Raw genomic sequence first — 16,866 nt, forward strand, 5'->3', positions numbered from 1 at the left:
CCCTGCGCCCGGCGGCACGCCGGGCAGCCCCCGACCGCCCCCATGGGCGGGGGCTTCTCCCCCGCCCGCGGTCTGGGACTGCCCTTAGCGCGTTGCATCGACCATAAAGACAAGGCTTCAGGGTCGGGCGCGGCCCTCTGCACAAAGGCCAACCCATGACCAAAACCCGCCTGACCCTCTACGACACCACGCTCCGCGACGGGCAGCAGACGCAGGGCGTGCAGTTCTCGACCCCCGAGAAACACCGCATTGTCGAGGCGCTTGACGCGCTTGGCATTGACTATATCGAAGGCGGCTGGCCGGGCGCGAACCCCACGGACTCTGCCTTCTTCGAAGAGGTTGGCCACACCAAAGCGACCGTCACCGCCTTCGGCATGACAAAACGCGCGGGCCGATCAGCCGAGAATGACGACGTACTGGCAGCGGTCATGAACGCGGGCACCAAGTCGGTTTGTCTGGTCGGCAAAACCCACGATTTCCACGTCACTGCCGCCCTTGGCATCACGCTGGAGGAAAACGTCGAAAACATCCGTGCCTCTATTGCGCATATCGTGTCCCAGAAACGCGAGGCGCTGTTCGACGCGGAGCACTTCTTCGACGGCTACAAGGCCAATCCCGATTACGCTCTGACCTGCCTGCACGCCGCATATGGCGCAGGCGCGCGATGGATCGTGCTCTGTGACACCAATGGCGGCGCGCTGCCCAGCGAAGTGGGCCGGATCACCGAAGCCGTCATCGCCTCCGGCATCCCCGGCTCTCATGTCGGCATCCACACCCACAACGATACAGAAATGGCGGTCGCCACCACGCTTGCCGCAGTAGACGCAGGCGCGCGGCAGATTTAGGGCACGCTGAACGGTCTTGGCGAACGCTGCGGCAATGCCAACCTCACATCGCTGATCCCGACGCTGCTGCTCAAGGAACCTTACGCCAGCACCTTCGAGACCGGTGTGACGCTTGAGGCACTCGAAGGGATGACCCGGATCAGCCGGATGCTGGACGAAATCCTCAACCGGGTGCCGCTCAAGCAGTCGGCCTATGTCGGCTCGTCCGCTTTTGCCCACAAGGCGGGGCTGCATGCCAGTGCGATCCTCAAGAACCCGACGACCTACGAACATATTGACCCAGGCTTGGTGGGCAATCGACGGGTGATCCCGATGTCCAATCAGGCGGGTCAGTCGAACCTGCGCCGCCGCCTCGCGGAAGCCGGGATCGAGGTGCCGGACAAGGACCCGGCCATGGCCCGCATCCTCGACCGGATCAAGATGCGCGAGGCGGAAGGCTATTCCTACGACACCGCACAGGCGAGTTTCGAGCTTCTGGCGCGGGATGAGTTGGGCCTGCTGCCCGAGTTCTTCGAGGTCAAACGCTACCGCGTGACGGTGGAACGGCGGAAGAACAAGTACAACAAGATGATCTCGCATTCCGAAGCGGTGGTTGTCGTGAAGGTGGGCGACGAAAAGAAGCTTTCGGTCAGCGAATCCATGGACGAGTTGGGAAATGACCGAGGTCCGGTGAACGCGCTGTCCAAAGCGCTCGCCAAAGACCTTGGCCCGTATCAGGCAATGATCGACGACATGCGCCTTGTGGATTTTAAAGTACGCATCACTCAGGGCGGCACCGAGGCCGTGACCCGCGTCATCATCGACAGCGAAGACGGGCAGGGGCGGCGCTGGTCCACCGTCGGCGTCAGCGCCAATATCATCGACGCGTCCTTCGAGGCACTCTTGGATGCCGTGCGCTGGAAACTGGTGCGGGATGTACGCCCGGTATGAGCTTTGACGCCGATCTGATCGCCTGCGCGAAACTGGTCGAAAAAGGCGATCCGGATCGGTTCGCTGCGACGATGGCTGCACCAGTTGCGGTCCGTAAGGTGTTGTTTCCCATATATGCTTTCAATGTCGAGGTGTCCCGCGCCCCTTGGGTGACGAAAGAGGCGATCATTGCCGAGATGCGCCTGCAATGGTGGACGGATGCGCTGGAAGAGATTGCCAGCGGTGGTCTGGTGCGGCGCCACGAGGTAGTGACCTCGTTGGCACATGTTTTGGATGAACCTGCCGCGCGGGAATTGCAGAAAGTGGTGCAGGTGCGGCTTTGGGATGTTTATCGCGATCCGTTTGAAGATCAGGCGGCATTTTCAAAATATATCGAAGATACCGCAGCCTCCCTTCTGCGCGCAGCCTCGCAAGCGCTGAGTGGGACCATGCCCGACACGCTGACCGACCTTGGCTATGCCAGTGGCCTCGCGCAATTCCTGCGGGCGGTGCCCGAACTGGAACGGCAGGGGCGCAGGCCCTTGGTGGATGGGCGACCGGACGCGGTGCGCGACCTTGCCCAGCAAGGATTTGACCGTTTGGTAAAATCCCGGAAAGCCCGCGGTAGCATAAAAGCAGAGGCTCGGCCGATCACCTTGGCCGCATGGCAGGCAGGGCCACTCCTCAAACAAGCCAAATCCGATCCCCGCCGGGTGGCGAACGGTACGCTTGGCATGGCTGAAGCGTACAAGAAGCTGCGCTTGGTGTGGTGCGCGGCAACCGGGCGCTGGTAGGTCAGAACGCCAAGGTCAGGCTGCATCCCAGTCCGGTGGCCAGAATATCAGCAGGGTCCGCCACATCGTCGACCAGTTCCTTGAGAACGCCAATTCCGATAGCGGCCATGCAGCCCGCCGTCGGATTTCCGGTTTCCTGCGTCACGATATGGGACACCGCCGCGCCGGCAGCGAAATGCGCGGCCTTGTCGTAGTGCTGGCACGCGGCGAGCAGGGGCAGGGCGAGGATCAAAGATCGAAGCATGGCAGGCACCGTTCTGGTGGGAGGTGCCGGGCATTCTGACCCTAAATTCTGAAGAACATCTTAAGCCCGACGGGATGCTTAGACCGTCCGCTCTTTGGATTGGAACATCAGCCAGATCAGCGACCCACCCGCGAGCATCAGGAACGGCGCCATCGCCATGTTCACGGCGCTCCAGCCTTCGACCGGGGTGCCTCCCGAACAGTTCAGCAATCCACCTGACGCGAGTGAGGCCATCGTCACACCGCCGAACACCAGAACGTCGTTCATACCCTGCACACGGCCCCGCTCTTGCGGCGCGTGGGCTGCAGTCAGCATCGCGGTCGCGCCGATGAAGCCGAAGTTCCAGCCAAAGCCCAGCAGGATCAGAGCGATGTAGAAATTCTCGATCTCGACGCCGTGCAACGCGACAGCCCCCGCAGCGGCAAGGATGACCAACCCCGTGGCGACGATCTTTTCCACGCCGAAACGCACGATCAGATGTCCGGTGAAGAACGACGGAATGAACATCGCCAGAACGTGCGCCGATACGATGTCGGCGGCATTGTTTGCGGTGTAGCCGCACCCGACCACGGCCAAAGGGGTCGAGGTCATGACAAGGTTCATCAGCGCATAGGTGACCATTGCGCAGATGATTGCGACGGCGATGCGCGGGGTCTTGAGCAGCTCAAGCCGCGTGCGCCCCTTGGGATCGTCGGCATGGGGGGCTTTCGGCTTGGGAATGTCGAGGAACAGGAACAGTGTCGACCCGATCACGTTCAGCACGATCACCGCGAAATAGGTGCCGAGGAACGGGACCACGTACCAATCCGCTGTCGCCTTCACCAATTGCGGCCCAATGATTGCAGCGGCCAGACCACCGGCCATCACGTAGGAAATCGCCTTGGGGCGGAACTCATCGGTGGCGGTGTCGGCAGCAGCAAAGCGGTAGAACCCCTGCGCGGACATATAGATACCGGTCAGGAAACTGCCCAAGAGGAACACCGGGAAAGACGCGATATAAAGCCCGTATGCCCCGATGGCACCGCCCAAAGCACCGCCCAGCGCGCCCACGGCAAACCCGGCGCGGCGGCCATATTTCTGCATGAAAGCGGAAATCGGCGTGGCAGTCGTCATCGAGCCCAGAACGATGAGCGAAATCGGCAAAGTGGCGAAACAGATGTTCGACGCCAGAGATTGCCCCGCGAGACCGCCCACAGTGAACAGAATAGGCATCTGCGCGCCGAGTATGGCTTGCGCCAGGACCAGAACAAACACGTTGCGCTTCGCGCGGCGGTTTTCTGTGGTGGTGTCGGGGGAGGCGTGGTCAACTGTGCTCATGACAGCAGCCGTAGGTCCAAATTCAATTTCCTGCAAGTGTGTGCGTGCAACCGTGGCGCTTTGCCCAGCGGTTTTGTAATCGTTGGCGGATGAGGGAATTTGACGGCTCCAATTCCGCCCATCACGGGCAAGTGGTGATCCTTGGCGGATCGGCCGAAGCGCGCGATCTAGCGATGCGCTTGGGTGAAAGGGCGCGCATGTGGCTGCCTGCGCAGGATCGTGTGACCGGGCAGGGTGCGTCGGATCATGCGGTGCTGACAGAATTTTCCCGAATAGCCGATGCCCTGGTTCTTGCCCCGCACCCCTGCGACGTTGCGTCTTTGCAACTTGGAGCACGGGTTGCGGCGCAGACAGGTGTGCATAGCCTGACATTGGCCCGGCCCGAATGGCGACCGACATCGCGCGACCAGTGGATCATTCTGAGGTCGGCACGCGACGCCGCAAGTCGTATTCCAGCGGGATCGCGGGTTCTTGTGACCCTTGGCCGACAGGCATTGCCTGACCTGCGCGCGCTACGTCATGCGTACCTCTATGTCCGTCAATTGACCGACCACCACGACGCGTTTCCCTTGCCTTATGGCCGCTACCTGCACGGAAGCGCGCCTTTTACCTTGGCTCAGGAAATTGCACTGATGCGCAGGTTTCGGATCGACGCCGTGCTGACCCGCAATGCAGGAGGGCCGGGGGGCTGGCCCAAGATCGCGGCGGCGCGGGCACTTGGTGTGCCGGTCTACATGGTGGCTCGGCCTCGGGGGGCTGCGGGGCCAGTGGTTCCGTCGGTCGCTGAGGCCATGAACTGGTTGGAGACACGGCTGTGGTTGGACGCCTGATCGAAACAGAGGCCTGCGTGGCAGAAGGTGCAGACTGGCTGGCCAAGGCTGAGCCGCGCTTTGCGGTTGCGCTGGAGTTGACTGGTCCTTTGCCCCTGCGCCGCAGGCCGGACGGGTTTGGCCAACTCCTGAGCGCCATTGTCAGCCAACAGGTCAGCGTCGCGTCTGCCCGTGCGATCTGGGCCAAGCTGGAGGAGGCGGGGGCGGTCACGCCCGAGGCGGTGTTGCAGTATGATCAGGACGGTTTGCGTGAGCTGGGCCTGAGCCGACAGAAGGCGCGCTATGCCTGTGCGCTGGCCGAAGCGGGGATCGACTTTGACGCCTTGCGACAGGCCCCGAATGACGAGGTCATCAAAGTATTGACCGCCGTCACCGGGATCGGCGTCTGGACTGCTGAAATTTACGCGATGTTCTCACTCGGACGGGCGGACGTGTTTGCGCCCGGTGACCTCGCGCTTCAGGAAAGTGCCCGCGTTTTGTTCGATCTGCCCGAGCGGCCCAAGGAAAAGCCGCTGCGCCAGATGGCCGAGGCATGGAGCCCATGGAGATCGGTTGCGGCGCGGGCGCTCTGGGCCTACTACCATGTGGCAAAAGACCGAGAGGGGATCGCATGACACGGGTGTTGAACGCCGAACGCAAGGAACCGCTATCCGGTGAAACCCGCTCTGCGGTGGTGTTTCTGCATGGTTACGGGGCCAATGGGGCCGATCTGTTGGGGCTGGCCGATCCGTTGGGCGAACACCTTCCGGACACGCTGTTTGTGGCGCCCGATGCGCCCGAAGCCTGCGCCGGGGCGCCGTTCGGATTTCAGTGGTTCCCGATCCCGTGGATTGATGGCTCTTCTGAGGAAGAATCGATGGCGGGCATGGCGCGCGCGGTTGATGACCTGAACGCGTTTCTCGATGCGCTGATGGTGGACGAGGATCTGATGCCGGAACAGGTGGTGCTGTTCGGCTTCAGCCAGGGCACCATGATGTCCCTGCATGTCGCGCCCCGCCGCGAAGACGCGGTGGCAGGTGTGGTCGCTTTTTCGGGACGGTTGCTGGCGCCCGATCTCTTGGCCGACGAGGTGGTCAGCCGCCCGCCGGTGTTGCTGATCCATGGCGATCAGGACGACGTGGTGCCGCCGCAATCCTTGCCGGAAGCGGCCGAAGCCTTGCAGAACGCCGGTTGGGAAGAGGTCTATGCCCATATCATGAAGGGCACCGCCCATGGCATCGCACCCGATGGGCTGTCGGTGGCGCTCGCCTTCATGCGGGACAAGTGCAACCTCTGAGATGGCTCAGGCCAGACCGTCCACCGCGTCCGCCAGTTCCAGGAAATCGGGGTAGCGCGCCACGAAATCCGCGTGCGAGCCCGGAAAGCGCTGTGCAAACAACGCGAGATGGGCGCGGCATTCCGTCAAACGGCCCAACCGGCGGCTCAGCCAGATGCAGCGCACAATGGGGCGTTGGTCCCTCGGGTGCAGGGCGATCTTTTGCTGGAACCCGTCATACATGCCACCCAGATCCCGGCTCAGATGGCATTGGTTGATGTAGAGGTCCAGCAACCTGTCCCGATGTTGCGCGGGCGCTTTTTCAAGCGCGCGCAGCGCCTCTGCCTTGAGATCGCGTGCGGACAGGTCGAAATAGAACCGGTTCGCCACGAGATCGTCGATCAGCCGGTGGTAGCGATCCTTGTAGCGGTCAAAGGAATACGGCTCGACCGAGGCGGCGCAGCCTGCTGCGTAGCGCTCGCGGTCGCCGTGGACCTTCAGAATGGCCGCTGCGATGGCGTCGATGTCTCCGGGTTGCAGCAGTTCGCCGTTTTCACCCGGATTGATCAACTCCCGTGGCCCGTAATCCACGTCGTAAGTGATGACGGGACAGTTGCAGGTCAGGGCTTCCAGCAGCGCGAGTCCGAAACCTTCGGTTATTGTCGGTGCAAGGGAAAAGAGGCTTCGGCTGAACACGTCGGCGGCATTGGCCGTGTGTCCCATCAGGATCACCCGGTCGCCGCACTCGTGGTGATCAATCAACTGCTGCAGCCGCGCCGCGCCCTGACCTGACCCATAGATCAGATAATTTGTGCCGGGGATCAGATGCATCACCCGCACGAAAGCCTCTATGCACTGATGAATTGGTTTGCCGGTCAGTTCGAGGCGGGACACGGTGCAGATGTCCTTGCGTGTCGTGTTCGGTACTTCGACAACATCCGTGTAGTGCGGGATCACGCGAATGGGCGCTTTGTGGGCAACCTCGGCCTCCAGCCGTTCCTTGTGAACCCGTGTCGCCGTGATGATCGCATCGCCGTCGAATGCCTCGATCAGCCCGCGTGACCGGGGCACGACCTTTCCCGAACTGCTGCGGTGGTCGGCGTGAAGGAACAGAACCTTGCGGGCCGGGATCGGGCGCGACAGGTAGGCCGAGGTAATGCCGTCGATAAACACGATGGCGTCTTCCGGGAAATGCCGCAGTGCAAGCATCCTCTGGTGCGCGACCTCATCCTTGAAAACCCGTCCCAACGCATAATCCTCGATCTCGACCAAGGCCCCGTTCTCGCGCCGGGTGCGGCATTGTGGATGCCCATCGACAAAAACCACCTTGTCGACACATCCGTCGCCAAACGCTTCGCGGCTTTCGATCAAGCGGTCGTCAATGTATTTCAGGCGCAGGTCGCGGCCGGGAGTGTCCAGCAGATGCCGGGTGATCATCACTCCGGCAGTTGTGTGCTCTACGCTGTCCCGCATGACAGGGACGCCATCGCGCAGATAGACGGTGCGGTCTTTCGTGCCGTTCGATGTCTTGGCATCGTCCCAGTTGGGCAGGGTCGGAGGTGCTGGTGGTTCGACACCTTTCGGCGCGCAGAGTTCGTAGATCGACCGGTGTGCGATCCTTGCGTCCACGATCCCTGCGCGGACCAACTCGGCGAACGCGATGGCCTGATTGCACCCATGTTGCAGGTTCAAGAGCGTGACCTGCGTCGCTTCCCGATCCGCGAGCAGATTCATTCGCGTGAAAACGGCGTTGATCTTTCCACCGCCCACGCTGGCTCCGAGCTTGGGCAGGATACAGATGATATGTGTGTCGCCAGAGGTGTTCACATTTGGTCGCCAGACATCTTACGTGCAGCCACTGTTGTTCAATCAACCAAAAGAGGCAACGCCTACGCTCGACTTTCCGGACTCGACCGGCAGTTATTGGATGGTTAACGTAAGGTAAACTTCAACCTGCCAAGACGTTGCCGAATGCTTCTTTTCTTACTGCTTGGGCAAGTCATCACCGGCTCTATGCATCGGAGGTCCTTTATGCCCAGCACGCTTGCCACATCGACACAATACAAGGTGTGGCGTGGTTTTCAGCCGGCTGTCGCGCGTCCGCCCGCTGTCCCATCAACCAAAATCACGGATCAGGTCGGTCTTGGTCTGGTGCGTTGCGCAAAAAGCCGATTGGATCAGGCTTTGGGCCGAGGACAGGGCAGTGATTACGCAAGGATGAATTTCGACAATTCCGACCTGCGTGGCCTTTGCTTCGTAGCAGCCGACGAGGTCACGCAGTACCTCGCGGCTCAGGGAGAAAACGCGAAGACCATAATGGTCAAACCGGCTGGAGGCAGTGACCACTATTTCACGATTGTGAACAACGGCAACAGTGGCAATTCGGCCATCGTGGACGCCACCTGGAAACAGTTTATGGAAGGCGCGGCAGATAAGCCGTTTTGCCTCGCAGGCACGCTTGGCGCTATTCGCTTTGTCTTCGACCAAAACTCCGAGATCGTGGACATCTATACCGCTGGCATGACCGCGCTCGGCCAGTGGGGCAGCTACAAGTGCTTCATGGATGACTAGGAAAGGCGCCGCTTAGCCGCGCCAGATCCAGCCACCGCCAAGGATGCGGCTGCCTTCGGTTTGGTAGAAGACGCAGGCCTGACCCGGAGACACGCCTTCTTCCGGGGTGAGCAATTCGACCTCGGCGGTGGTGTCCGACAACGGGCGGATGATCGCCTCACGCGGGGGGCGGGTGGAGCGGACCTTGACCGAGACATGCCATTCGGTCTGGCTGGTGAGCGGCGCATCGCCCAGCCAGTTGATCTCGCGCACCGGAATGGTGCGGGTGGACAGCAGTTCTTTTGGGCCGACGATCACCTGCTTGGTGTCCACGTCCAGCTTGACCACATAAAGCGGCTCTTCCAGCCCCCCGATGCCGAGACCCCGTCGCTGCCCGATCGTGTAATGGATCACGCCGTTATGTGTGCCCAGAACCCGGCCATCGGCATGGACGATCTCACCCGGTTCCGCAGCCCCCGGACGCAGTTTTTCGATCACGCTGGCGTAGTTGCCGTTAGGAACGAAACAGATGTCCTGGCTGTCGGGCTTGTCCGCCACCTGAAGCCCGTAGCGCGCCGCCAACTCGCGGGTCGCGTCCTTGGAGGGCAGGTGGCCCAAAGGAAAGCGCAGGTAGTCGAGCTGTTCCGGCGTGGTCGAGAACATGAAATAGCTCTGATCCCGGTTCGCATCCGTCGCGCAATGCAGTTCCGGGCCATGCGCGCCCATCTTGCGTTGGATGTAATGGCCGGTCGCCATGCAATCCGCGTCAAGGTCCTTGGCGGTTTCAAGCAGGTCCTTGAACTTCACCCGTTCGTTGCAGCGGATGCAGGGCACGGGTGTGGCGCCCGCCAGGTAGCTGTCGGCGAATTCGTCGATCACCGCATCCTTGAAGATGTTTTCATAGTCCAAGACGTAATGCGGAAAGCCCATATCTTCGGCCACGCGGCGGGCATCATGGATGTCGAGCCCGGCACAGCACGCGCCCTTCTTGGCCAAAGCCGCGCCGTGATCATAAAGTTGCAGGGTCACGCCAATGACGTCGTAACCTTCCTCGGCCAGCTGGGCTGCGACGACCGAACTGTCCACGCCGCCCGACATCGCGACGACGACCCGCGTTTCCGACGGGGGCTTGGCGAATCCAAGCGAATTGAGCTTTGGCGCATCAAGGGCCATTGGAAGGTCTCCAGTACGGTCGGGCTGATCCGGCGAAATATAGGTAAATCCAAGATACTCTCAACCCTTGGCTTCACGTCACATTAAGGCTGCGCGGGCAAAGGTGCTGCCAAAGCAGGAAGAATTGGCTTGGAAAGGGCCGGAACATGTATCTCAGAAAAGCGAATGGTCCGCGTACCGTAACGCGCGCGGACGGCACGATTCTGTCGCGCGCCGATCTGCCACCGCCGAATACTTACCGTTGGGTGGCGTCGCGAAAGGCGATTGTCGTCGATGCGGTGGTGCATCAGCTGATCTCGCGTAACGAAGCGCTGTCGCGGTACGACCTCAGCGAAGAAGAACTGGATGCATGGATTGCGGCCGCCCTTCTGCATGGCCGCGATGCGCTCAAGGCAACGGCCGTTCAACGTTTCCGGTGAGTTCTCTGGGTTATTTCAATCTTAAGTTGTTTTGAATCATGTGTTCATGCTAACCTAAGGTTAACTTTTTCCGGTCAGAGTATGCGTGCCGGACGCTGACATTGCGGAGAAACTGGATGCGCGTACTCTTGGTCGAAGACGACCCAACAACGTCGAAGAGCATCGAATTGATGCTGGGCAACGCCAATCTGAACGTCTATTCCACCGATCTCGGGGAAGAAGGCATCGATCTGGCCAAGCTCTATGACTATGACTTGATCCTCCTCGACCTGAACCTGCCTGACATGAATGGCTTTGATGTGCTGCGCCAGTTGCGGCTCGCGCGGATCGAAACGCCGATCCTGATCCTGTCGGGCAACGATGCCAGCGAAGACAAGATCAAGGGTTTTGGCTTTGGTGCCGATGATTACCTGACCAAACCCTTCCACCGCGAGGAACTGGTGGCACGGATTCACGCGATCATCCGGCGTTCCAAGGGCCATTCCCAGTCCGTCATCCGCACCGGCAAGGTCGAGGTCAATCTTGATGCGAAGACGGTGCAGGTCGAAGGCAATACGGTGCATCTGACGGGCAAGGAGTATCAGATGCTCGAACTGCTCAGCCTGCGCAAGGGGACGACGCTGACCAAGGAAATGTTCTTGAACCATCTCTATGGCGGTATGGACGAACCGGAACTCAAGATCATCGACGTGTTCATCTGCAAGCTGCGCAAGAAACTGTCCGAGGCGACGGGCGATGGCAGCCACATCGAAACCGTATGGGGCAGGGGCTATGTGCTTCGCGATCCCGAGGTTGATGCGGATGGTCGCATCGCGATCGGTGCCTGATGCATATGTGACCGGAAAGGCTGGTGTTTTGCGCAGCGTCTTTCCGGTAATTCATAGCGTTTAGGCGATACCCGCGCCGATCAATCGTCGTTTCAAATCTGGACGCTGTGCACCCCCGGGCCTATCACTCTGTTCAAGATCAGGGCCGAGGGGGGCATATGGCAGAGCAGGACATCGCGGTCAAAGACCTGACAGAGTTGGACGCGAAAGCCGAGCTTGAGCGTTTGGCGACCCTTCTTGCCGAGGCGAACACCGCCTATCACACCGACGACGCGCCCGAGATGTCGGACGCGGACTACGACCGCCTCAAGCGCCGCAATGCCGAGATCGAAGCGCGCTTTCCCGACCTGAAACGCGCCGACAGCCCCAGCGAACAGGTGGGAGCACCGGTGGCGGACGGCTTTGCCAAGGTCCGCCACGAGGTGCGGATGATGTCGCTTTCCAACGCGTTCGAGGATGCGGACATCGCCAGCTTTGACCAAAGCATTCGGCGCTATCTGGGGCTCTCGGACACGGATCCGCTGACCTATACCGCGGAACCCAAGATCGACGGGCTTTCGCTGTCGATAAGATACGAAAACGGCAAGCTGGTGCAGGCGGCCACGCGGGGCGACGGTGCCACGGGCGAAAACGTCACCGCCAATGCCCGCACCATCGACGACATTCCCGAAACCCTGATCGGCGCGCCAGAGGTGCTTGAAGTGCGCGGCGAGGTTTATATGAGCCACGCCGATTTCGCGGACCTTAATGAACGGCAGACCGCAAAAGGTGCCAAGACCTTTGCCAACCCGCGCAACGCTGCGGCGGGATCGTTGCGGCAACTGGACGCCGGCATCACGAAGGATCGCCCGCTGCGGTTCTTCGCCTATTCCTGGGGTGCTCTCAGTGCACCCTTGGCCGACACACAGACCGGCGCGATCCAACGCCTGCAAGAGTTGGGTTTTCAGACCAACCCGCTGACCCGGCGGTGTGACGGCCCCGAGGACATGATTGCCCATTACAAAAGCATCGAGGAACAGCGCGCTACGTTGGGCTATGACATCGACGGCGTGGTCTACAAGGTGGATGACCTCGGCTATCAGTCCCGTCTCGGTTTCCGCTCCACCACGCCTCGCTGGGCGATTGCGCATAAATTCCCCGCAGAACTCGCCTGGACCCGACTTGAGTCGATCGACATTCAGGTGGGCCGCACCGGCGCGCTCAGCCCGGTGGCGCGGCTGACGCCCGTCACGGTGGGCGGGGTCGTGGTGTCGAACGCAACCCTGCACAACGAAGATTACATCGCGGGCCGCGACGCCAATGGCGCGCCCATCCGAGGCGGCAAGGACATCCGCGTCGGCGACTGGGTACAGGTCTACCGCGCCGGTGACGTGATCCCGAAAGTGGCGGATGTGGACCTCGACAAGCGGCCAGATGATGCGCAACCCTATGAATTTCCGAAACTTTGCCCCGAGTGCGGGTCCGAGGCGATCCGCGAAGAGGGCGACGCGGTCAGACGGTGCAGCGGTGGTCTGATCTGCCCCGCGCAGGCGGTTGAGAAGCTCAAGCATTTCGTGTCACGCGCGGCCTTTGACATCGAAGGCTTGGGCGCGAAACAGGTCGAACAGTTCTACGGCGACGGCTGGATCAAGGAACCTGCCGACATTTTCACGCTGAAAGACCGCTACGGCAGCGGGCTGCAACAGCTCAAGAACCGCGAGGGCTGGGGCGAGAAATCGGCGCAGAACCTCTTTGATGCCATTGACGAAAAACGCAGCATTCCCTTGGGACGGCTCATCTTTTCTCTCGGCATCCGGCACGTGGGCGAAGTGGTCGCGAACCTGCTTGCCCGCTCCTATGGCACCTGGGATGCATTCCAGTCAGCCATCGACGCCGCGCACGACCCAGAGGGCGAGGCTTGGGCCGGGCTGATCGGCATCGACGGCATCGGCACGGTCGTCGCCAACTCATTGGTCAACAGCTTTGCGCAAGAGGCCGAACGCGCGTCCATCGACCGGCTGGTGGCGCACCTGACCGTGCAAGAGGCGGAACGCCCCCGCACCGAAGGCAGCCCGGTGGCGGGCAAAACAGTCGTCTTCACCGGCACGCTGGAACGCATGACCCGGGCCGAGGCCAAGGCGCGGGCGGAATCGCTGGGCGCCAAGGTGTCGGGGTCGGTGTCGGCCAAGACCGACCTGCTGGTCGCAGGGCCGGGGGCCGGATCAAAAGAGACAAAGGCGCGGGAGTTGGGTGTCGAGATCATCGACGAAGACGGCTGGTTCGACCTGATCGAGGGCGCATGAGTGGCCGGCCGGAAATCCTGTTTCCGCTGTTCGGCGATCTGAGCGGGCTCAAGGGCGTTGGCCCGAAAACCGCTGATACGTTGGGCCATATCGGCATCGAGGTGCCGCGCGACCTGCTTTACACGCTGCCGCATTCGGTGGTGGATCGGCGACTGCGGGATACGGTGCAGGGTGCTGACCTGCCCGCCACTCTGACTGTCGAGGTGCAGATCGGTGCGCACCGCCCCCCGCGCAAAAAGGGTGGTGCCTATCGCGTGACGGTCGAGGATTCGCAGATCGCCTTTCAGATCGTGTTCTTCCACGCGCGCGGTGATTACGTAGCGAAGATCCTGCCCTTTGGCGCGCGGCGGATCGTGTCGGGCAAGGTCGAGTTCTTCGATGGCATGGCGCAGATGGTGCATCCCGATCACGTGCTGCTACGGGATGAGGCCGACAGCCTGCTGCCGTTCGAACCGGTTTATCCGCTGACTGCGGGTCTGACGCAAAAAACGATGGTCAAGGCGGCAACCGACGCGCTGTCGCGTGCGCCCGACCTTGCCGAATGGATCGACCCGCGGTTGATGGAGCGTGAGGACTGGCCAAGCTGGCGTGCGGCGATGGAGATGGCGCATGCGCCTCAGGGCATGGGGGCGCTTTCGCTCGACAGCCCGGCGCGGCGGCGACTGGCCTATGACGAGCTGATGGCGCACCAATTGACGCTGGCTCTGGCGCGGGCAAACCGGCGGGCAAAACCCGGGATCGAGTCCGCAGGCAATGGCAAATTGCGCCACAAGGTGCTGACCGCGCTGCCGTATCGGCCCACGGGCGCCCAGATGCGCGCGATTGACGAAATCACCGACGACATGGCCAGTCCACACCGGATGAACCGGCTGCTGCAGGGCGATGTGGGGTCTGGCAAGACGCTTGTCGCGTTCATGGCGCTGCTCACGGCGGTCGAGGCAGGCGGGCAGGGCGTTATGATGGCACCCACGGAAATCCTTGCGCGTCAGCATCTTGAGGGCTTGCAACCGCTGGCCGAGGATGCGGGCGTGGTGCTCGAACTGCTCACGGGGCGCGACAAGGGATCGGAGCGCAAGGCAAAACTGGCGGCGCTGGCGCGGGGCGACATCCAGATCCTCGTAGGCACCCATGCGGTGTTTCAGAAGGATGTGGAATTTTCCGATCTCCGGTTGGCCATCATCGACGAACAGCATCGCTTTGGCGTTCGGCAACGGCTGGAGCTGGGGCGCAAAGGCATGGCGGTGGATGTGCTGGTCATGACGGCCACGCCGATTCCGCGGTCCCTGGCGCTGGCGCAATATGGCGATATGGATGTGTCGATCCTTGATGAAAAGCCGCCTGGTCGCACGCCCGTCAAAACCGCGCTTTTGTCGAACGAGCAGATGGACGGCGTGGTCGAGCGGTTGCGGCAAGCGGTGGCCGAAGGGCGGCAGGCCTATTGGGTCTGCCCTCTGGTGGACGAAAGCGAAGTGTCGGACCTCACGGCCGCCGAGGAACGGTTCAAGCGCCTGCGTGCCGCTTTGGGCGAAGGTGTGGTCGGGTTGGTGCACGGCCAGATGCCGCCTGCTGAGAAAGACGCAGCGATGGCGCGGTTCGTGTCGGGCCAGACAGGTGTGCTGGTCGCGACCACGGTGATCGAAGTGGGGGTGAACGTGCCAAACGCGTCGATCATGGTGATCGAGCGGGCTGAAACCTTTGGATTGGCACAGTTGCATCAGTTGCGCGGTCGGGTCGGGCGTGGGGCGGCGGCCTCGACCTGTCTGCTGCTCTATCAGCCTCCGCTGTCCGAGACTGGTCTGAAACGACTGACCACTCTGCGCGAAACCGAAGATGGGTTTCGCATTTCCGAAGTTGATCTTGAGATGCGCGGGGCTGGCGACGTTCTGGGCACGGCGCAATCAGGATTGCCCCGGTTTCAGATTGCCGATCTGGAACGGCAGGCCAGCCTGATGGCGACGGCACAGGACGATGCGCGCAAGCTGCTGCTGGATGATCCGGGGCTCGCAGCAGATCGGGGTAAAGCGGCGCGGGCGCTGCTTTACCTGATGAAGCAGGATCAGGCGATTCAGCTGATTTCGGTGGGTTAACCGCTTTTGTTCTCAAATGTTCTCATAAAGTTCTTTACATGTCGCGAAAGATATGAGAACAAAGAGGCAACAAGGAGGACTTAACCATGATGCACCGGATCAAAACCTCGCTTCACGTTGTCAAAGGCCACAGCACTGCACCGCTTCTTCAGGATGCGCTTGGGGCGATGTCTTTGGTTGTGATGCTGGTTGCGGCGTTGCATCTGCCGGTTCTTGTCTGACCTGTTGCCTTTTTCTGCCTGCGTGTTTTGCCTGATCGCTCATCCGCATCCTGTCCCAAAAGATGCACCTGTCCCAGAAGGTTGCCTGCCTTCAGAGCGATGATGGCCCCCAACGAACACGTCACTGACCGCCGCCTTCTTTTGAAGTGCGGCGGTTTTTTTATCGGTTGGTAAAATTATGGGTTCAGGCGGACTGGGTTTCCGCCAGTTGCGTCACCGCATCGGCGGCGGCTTCCAGCGTCAGAAGGATCGACGCGTGACGGTTCTTGAATGCCACCGCCGGGCGCAGCACCTCGAGCCCGTCGAACGGGGCAGAGGGCGTGGGGCCATCTTCCTTGAGCATGACGCGCAACTCGTCGCGGGCGCGGGTGATCTGCTCGGGCGTTGTGCCGATAATCGCAGCACCCACGACCGAAGCGGCCGCTTGCCCCAGGGCACAGGCCTTGACGTCTTGCCCGTAGGCCGCGACGGTGCCGTTTTCCAGCGTCACGTCCACGGTCACCGTCGACCCGCAAAGCGGTGAGCGCTTCTTGACCGATGCATCCGGCGCGTCGAGCCGGGCGTGATGCGGAATATCCGCCGCCAGTTCGAGGATTTTGCCAGAATAAAGCTTGATCAGATCCGTATCGCCGGACATGGCTTTCCCTTTCGCCGTTCCCTCCATAAATAGGGGACCATGCGGCGGATGCAAAAAGGTTTTTCCCGATGCGCTTTGATCCTGCGACTTTGGTCTATAACGATGCGGGCCTGATCCCGGCGATTGCACAGGATGCGGCGTCGGGCGAGGTGCTGATGATGGCGTGGATGAACGCCGAGTCGGTTGCGCGGACGTTGGAGACAGGACGCGTCACCTACTGGTCGCGGTCGCGGCAGGCGTTCTGGGTCAAGGGGGAAAGCTCGGGCCATGTGCAGGAACTGGTGGCGTTTCGCGTGGATTGTGACCGGGATTGCATCTTGGTGACGGTGAACCAGACCGGGCCCGCCTGTCACACGAACCGTCGGTCGTGTTTCTACACCGAAGTCCGGGACGGTGCGGAAGTGGAGATCATGGCGCCGATCGAGGCGTAGGAGCGGGGGCGCTGCCCCCACACCCCCGGAGTTTAACTGGCAAGA

16 protein-coding genes and 1 pseudogene are annotated in these 16,866 nt (G+C 61.5%); 12 read left to right on the forward strand and 5 right to left on the reverse strand.

Annotated elements, in window-relative coordinates; genetic code table 11:
• Positions 1–155 precede the first annotated feature (155 nt).
• Both cimA and ACMVPR_RS04895 read left to right on the forward strand, forming a co-directional pair.
• Positions 156–1,775: pseudogene (cimA, locus tag ACMVPR_RS04890) on the forward strand (citramalate synthase).
• The gene (locus ACMVPR_RS04895; RefSeq protein ID WP_416881949.1) at positions 1,772–2,548 is read left to right on the forward strand and encodes a squalene/phytoene synthase family protein; all 777 of its coding nucleotides are present in this window, start codon (positions 1,772–1,774) and stop codon (positions 2,546–2,548) included. The pseudogene cimA and the gene ACMVPR_RS04895 overlap by 4 nt, the downstream one beginning before the upstream one ends.
• Before the next feature lies 1 nt (position 2,549).
• Here ACMVPR_RS04895 and ACMVPR_RS04900 read toward each other — a convergent pair whose 3' ends face one another.
• Complete coding sequence (locus ACMVPR_RS04900; protein WP_416881950.1) at positions 2,550–2,792, reverse strand: hypothetical protein; 243 nt, start codon at positions 2,790–2,792, stop codon at positions 2,550–2,552.
• A gap of 78 nt (positions 2,793–2,870) precedes the next feature.
• Entirely contained in the window at positions 2,871–4,109 is a 1,239-nt protein-coding gene (locus ACMVPR_RS04905) for an MFS transporter (RefSeq protein WP_416881951.1), read from the reverse strand.
• Positions 4,110–4,198: 89 nt separating this feature from the next.
• Between ACMVPR_RS04905 and ACMVPR_RS04910 the strand changes: the two genes are divergently transcribed.
• From ACMVPR_RS04910 to ACMVPR_RS04920, 3 genes are read left to right on the forward strand one after another with little or no spacing between them, the layout of a single operon-like run.
• On the forward strand, positions 4,199–4,939 hold the full coding sequence (locus ACMVPR_RS04910) for a precorrin-6A/cobalt-precorrin-6A reductase (RefSeq protein WP_416881952.1): 741 nt from the start codon (positions 4,199–4,201) through the stop codon (positions 4,937–4,939).
• Positions 4,924–5,553, forward strand: coding sequence for a DNA-3-methyladenine glycosylase family protein (locus ACMVPR_RS04915; RefSeq protein WP_416881953.1), 630 nt, complete (start codon positions 4,924–4,926; stop codon positions 5,551–5,553). The genes ACMVPR_RS04910 and ACMVPR_RS04915 overlap by 16 nt, the downstream gene beginning before the upstream one ends.
• Positions 5,550–6,215 carry an alpha/beta hydrolase gene (locus tag ACMVPR_RS04920; protein ID WP_416881954.1) on the forward strand — a complete coding sequence of 222 codons (666 nt, stop codon included), beginning with the start codon at positions 5,550–5,552 and terminating at the stop codon, positions 6,213–6,215. Before ACMVPR_RS04915 ends, ACMVPR_RS04920 begins: the two co-directional genes overlap by 4 nt.
• A gap of 6 nt (positions 6,216–6,221) precedes the next feature.
• Here ACMVPR_RS04920 and ACMVPR_RS04925 read toward each other — a convergent pair whose 3' ends face one another.
• On the reverse strand, positions 6,222–8,021 hold the full coding sequence (locus tag ACMVPR_RS04925; RefSeq protein WP_416881955.1) for a glycosyltransferase: 1,800 nt from the start codon (positions 8,019–8,021) through the stop codon (positions 6,222–6,224).
• A gap of 204 nt (positions 8,022–8,225) precedes the next feature.
• Here ACMVPR_RS04925 and ACMVPR_RS04930 point away from each other — a divergent pair, with 204 nt between their 5' ends.
• Positions 8,226–8,765 (forward strand): hypothetical protein, encoded by a 540-nt coding sequence (locus tag ACMVPR_RS04930; protein WP_416881956.1) that lies wholly within the window; start codon positions 8,226–8,228, stop codon positions 8,763–8,765.
• 12 nt (positions 8,766–8,777) lie between these two features.
• Here ACMVPR_RS04930 and mnmA read toward each other — a convergent pair whose 3' ends face one another.
• A complete protein-coding gene (gene mnmA / locus ACMVPR_RS04935; protein WP_416881957.1) occupies positions 8,778–9,917 on the reverse strand; it encodes a tRNA 2-thiouridine(34) synthase MnmA in 1,140 nt (379 codons plus the stop codon).
• Between the two features lie 146 nt (positions 9,918–10,063).
• Here mnmA and ACMVPR_RS04940 point away from each other — a divergent pair, with 146 nt between their 5' ends.
• The 5 genes from ACMVPR_RS04940 (at position 10,064) to ACMVPR_RS04960 (ending at position 15,753) form a co-directional block, all read left to right on the forward strand.
• Complete coding sequence (locus tag ACMVPR_RS04940) at positions 10,064–10,336, forward strand: DUF1153 domain-containing protein (protein WP_300586557.1); 273 nt, start codon at positions 10,064–10,066, stop codon at positions 10,334–10,336.
• 116 nt (positions 10,337–10,452) lie between these two features.
• Positions 10,453–11,163 carry a response regulator transcription factor CtrA gene (gene ctrA, locus ACMVPR_RS04945; protein WP_416881958.1) on the forward strand — a complete coding sequence of 237 codons (711 nt, stop codon included), beginning with the start codon at positions 10,453–10,455 and terminating at the stop codon, positions 11,161–11,163.
• 158 nt (positions 11,164–11,321) lie between these two features.
• A complete protein-coding gene (gene ligA, locus ACMVPR_RS04950) occupies positions 11,322–13,445 on the forward strand; it encodes an NAD-dependent DNA ligase LigA (RefSeq protein WP_416881959.1) in 2,124 nt (707 codons plus the stop codon).
• On the forward strand, positions 13,442–15,532 hold the full coding sequence (gene recG / locus ACMVPR_RS04955; RefSeq protein WP_416881960.1) for an ATP-dependent DNA helicase RecG: 2,091 nt from the start codon (positions 13,442–13,444) through the stop codon (positions 15,530–15,532). The genes ligA and recG overlap by 4 nt, the downstream gene beginning before the upstream one ends.
• An 86-nt stretch (positions 15,533–15,618) precedes the next feature.
• On the forward strand, positions 15,619–15,753 hold the full coding sequence (locus ACMVPR_RS04960) for a hypothetical protein (protein WP_292264134.1): 135 nt from the start codon (positions 15,619–15,621) through the stop codon (positions 15,751–15,753).
• 184 nt (positions 15,754–15,937) lie between these two features.
• On the opposite strand, the gene ACMVPR_RS04965 is transcribed toward ACMVPR_RS04960, so the two are convergent.
• Positions 15,938–16,390 (reverse strand): iron-sulfur cluster assembly scaffold protein, encoded by a 453-nt coding sequence (locus ACMVPR_RS04965; protein WP_416881961.1) that lies wholly within the window; start codon positions 16,388–16,390, stop codon positions 15,938–15,940.
• 68 nt (positions 16,391–16,458) lie between these two features.
• Between ACMVPR_RS04965 and hisI the strand changes: the two genes are divergently transcribed.
• Positions 16,459–16,821: a phosphoribosyl-AMP cyclohydrolase gene (hisI, locus tag ACMVPR_RS04970; protein ID WP_416881962.1), complete on the forward strand. Its 363-nt coding sequence runs from the start codon at positions 16,459–16,461 to the stop codon at positions 16,819–16,821.
• The last annotated feature ends 45 nt before the right edge of the window (positions 16,822–16,866 follow it).

It is taken from the genome of Marivita sp. (genome assembly GCF_048006345.1).
In the GTDB taxonomy this organism is placed as follows: domain Bacteria; phylum Pseudomonadota; class Alphaproteobacteria; order Rhodobacterales; family Rhodobacteraceae; genus Marivita.

Excerpts from the sequence above, each read along its gene's own strand:
- ACMVPR_RS04895 (WP_416881949.1), top strand. The coding sequence starts at position 1,772 with ATGAGCTTTGACGCCGATCTGATCGCCTGCGCGAAACTGGTCGAAAAA.
- ACMVPR_RS04900 (WP_416881950.1), bottom strand. The coding sequence starts at position 2,792 with ATGCTTCGATCTTTGATCCTCGCCCTGCCCCTGCTCGCCGCGTGCCAG.
- ACMVPR_RS04905 (WP_416881951.1), bottom strand. The coding sequence starts at position 4,109 with ATGAGCACAGTTGACCACGCCTCCCCCGACACCACCACAGAAAACCGC.
- ACMVPR_RS04910 (WP_416881952.1), top strand. The coding sequence starts at position 4,199 with ATGAGGGAATTTGACGGCTCCAATTCCGCCCATCACGGGCAAGTGGTG.
- ACMVPR_RS04920 (WP_416881954.1), top strand. The coding sequence starts at position 5,550 with ATGACACGGGTGTTGAACGCCGAACGCAAGGAACCGCTATCCGGTGAA.
- ACMVPR_RS04930 (WP_416881956.1), top strand. The coding sequence starts at position 8,226 with ATGCCCAGCACGCTTGCCACATCGACACAATACAAGGTGTGGCGTGGT.
- mnmA (WP_416881957.1), bottom strand. The coding sequence starts at position 9,917 with ATGGCCCTTGATGCGCCAAAGCTCAATTCGCTTGGATTCGCCAAGCCC.
- ACMVPR_RS04940 (WP_300586557.1), top strand. The coding sequence starts at position 10,064 with ATGTATCTCAGAAAAGCGAATGGTCCGCGTACCGTAACGCGCGCGGAC.
- ctrA (WP_416881958.1), top strand. The coding sequence starts at position 10,453 with ATGCGCGTACTCTTGGTCGAAGACGACCCAACAACGTCGAAGAGCATC.
- ligA (WP_416881959.1), top strand. The coding sequence starts at position 11,322 with ATGGCAGAGCAGGACATCGCGGTCAAAGACCTGACAGAGTTGGACGCG.
- recG (WP_416881960.1), top strand. The coding sequence starts at position 13,442 with ATGAGTGGCCGGCCGGAAATCCTGTTTCCGCTGTTCGGCGATCTGAGC.
- ACMVPR_RS04960 (WP_292264134.1), top strand. The coding sequence starts at position 15,619 with ATGATGCACCGGATCAAAACCTCGCTTCACGTTGTCAAAGGCCACAGC.
- ACMVPR_RS04965 (WP_416881961.1), bottom strand. The coding sequence starts at position 16,390 with ATGTCCGGCGATACGGATCTGATCAAGCTTTATTCTGGCAAAATCCTC.
- hisI (WP_416881962.1), top strand. The coding sequence starts at position 16,459 with ATGCGCTTTGATCCTGCGACTTTGGTCTATAACGATGCGGGCCTGATC.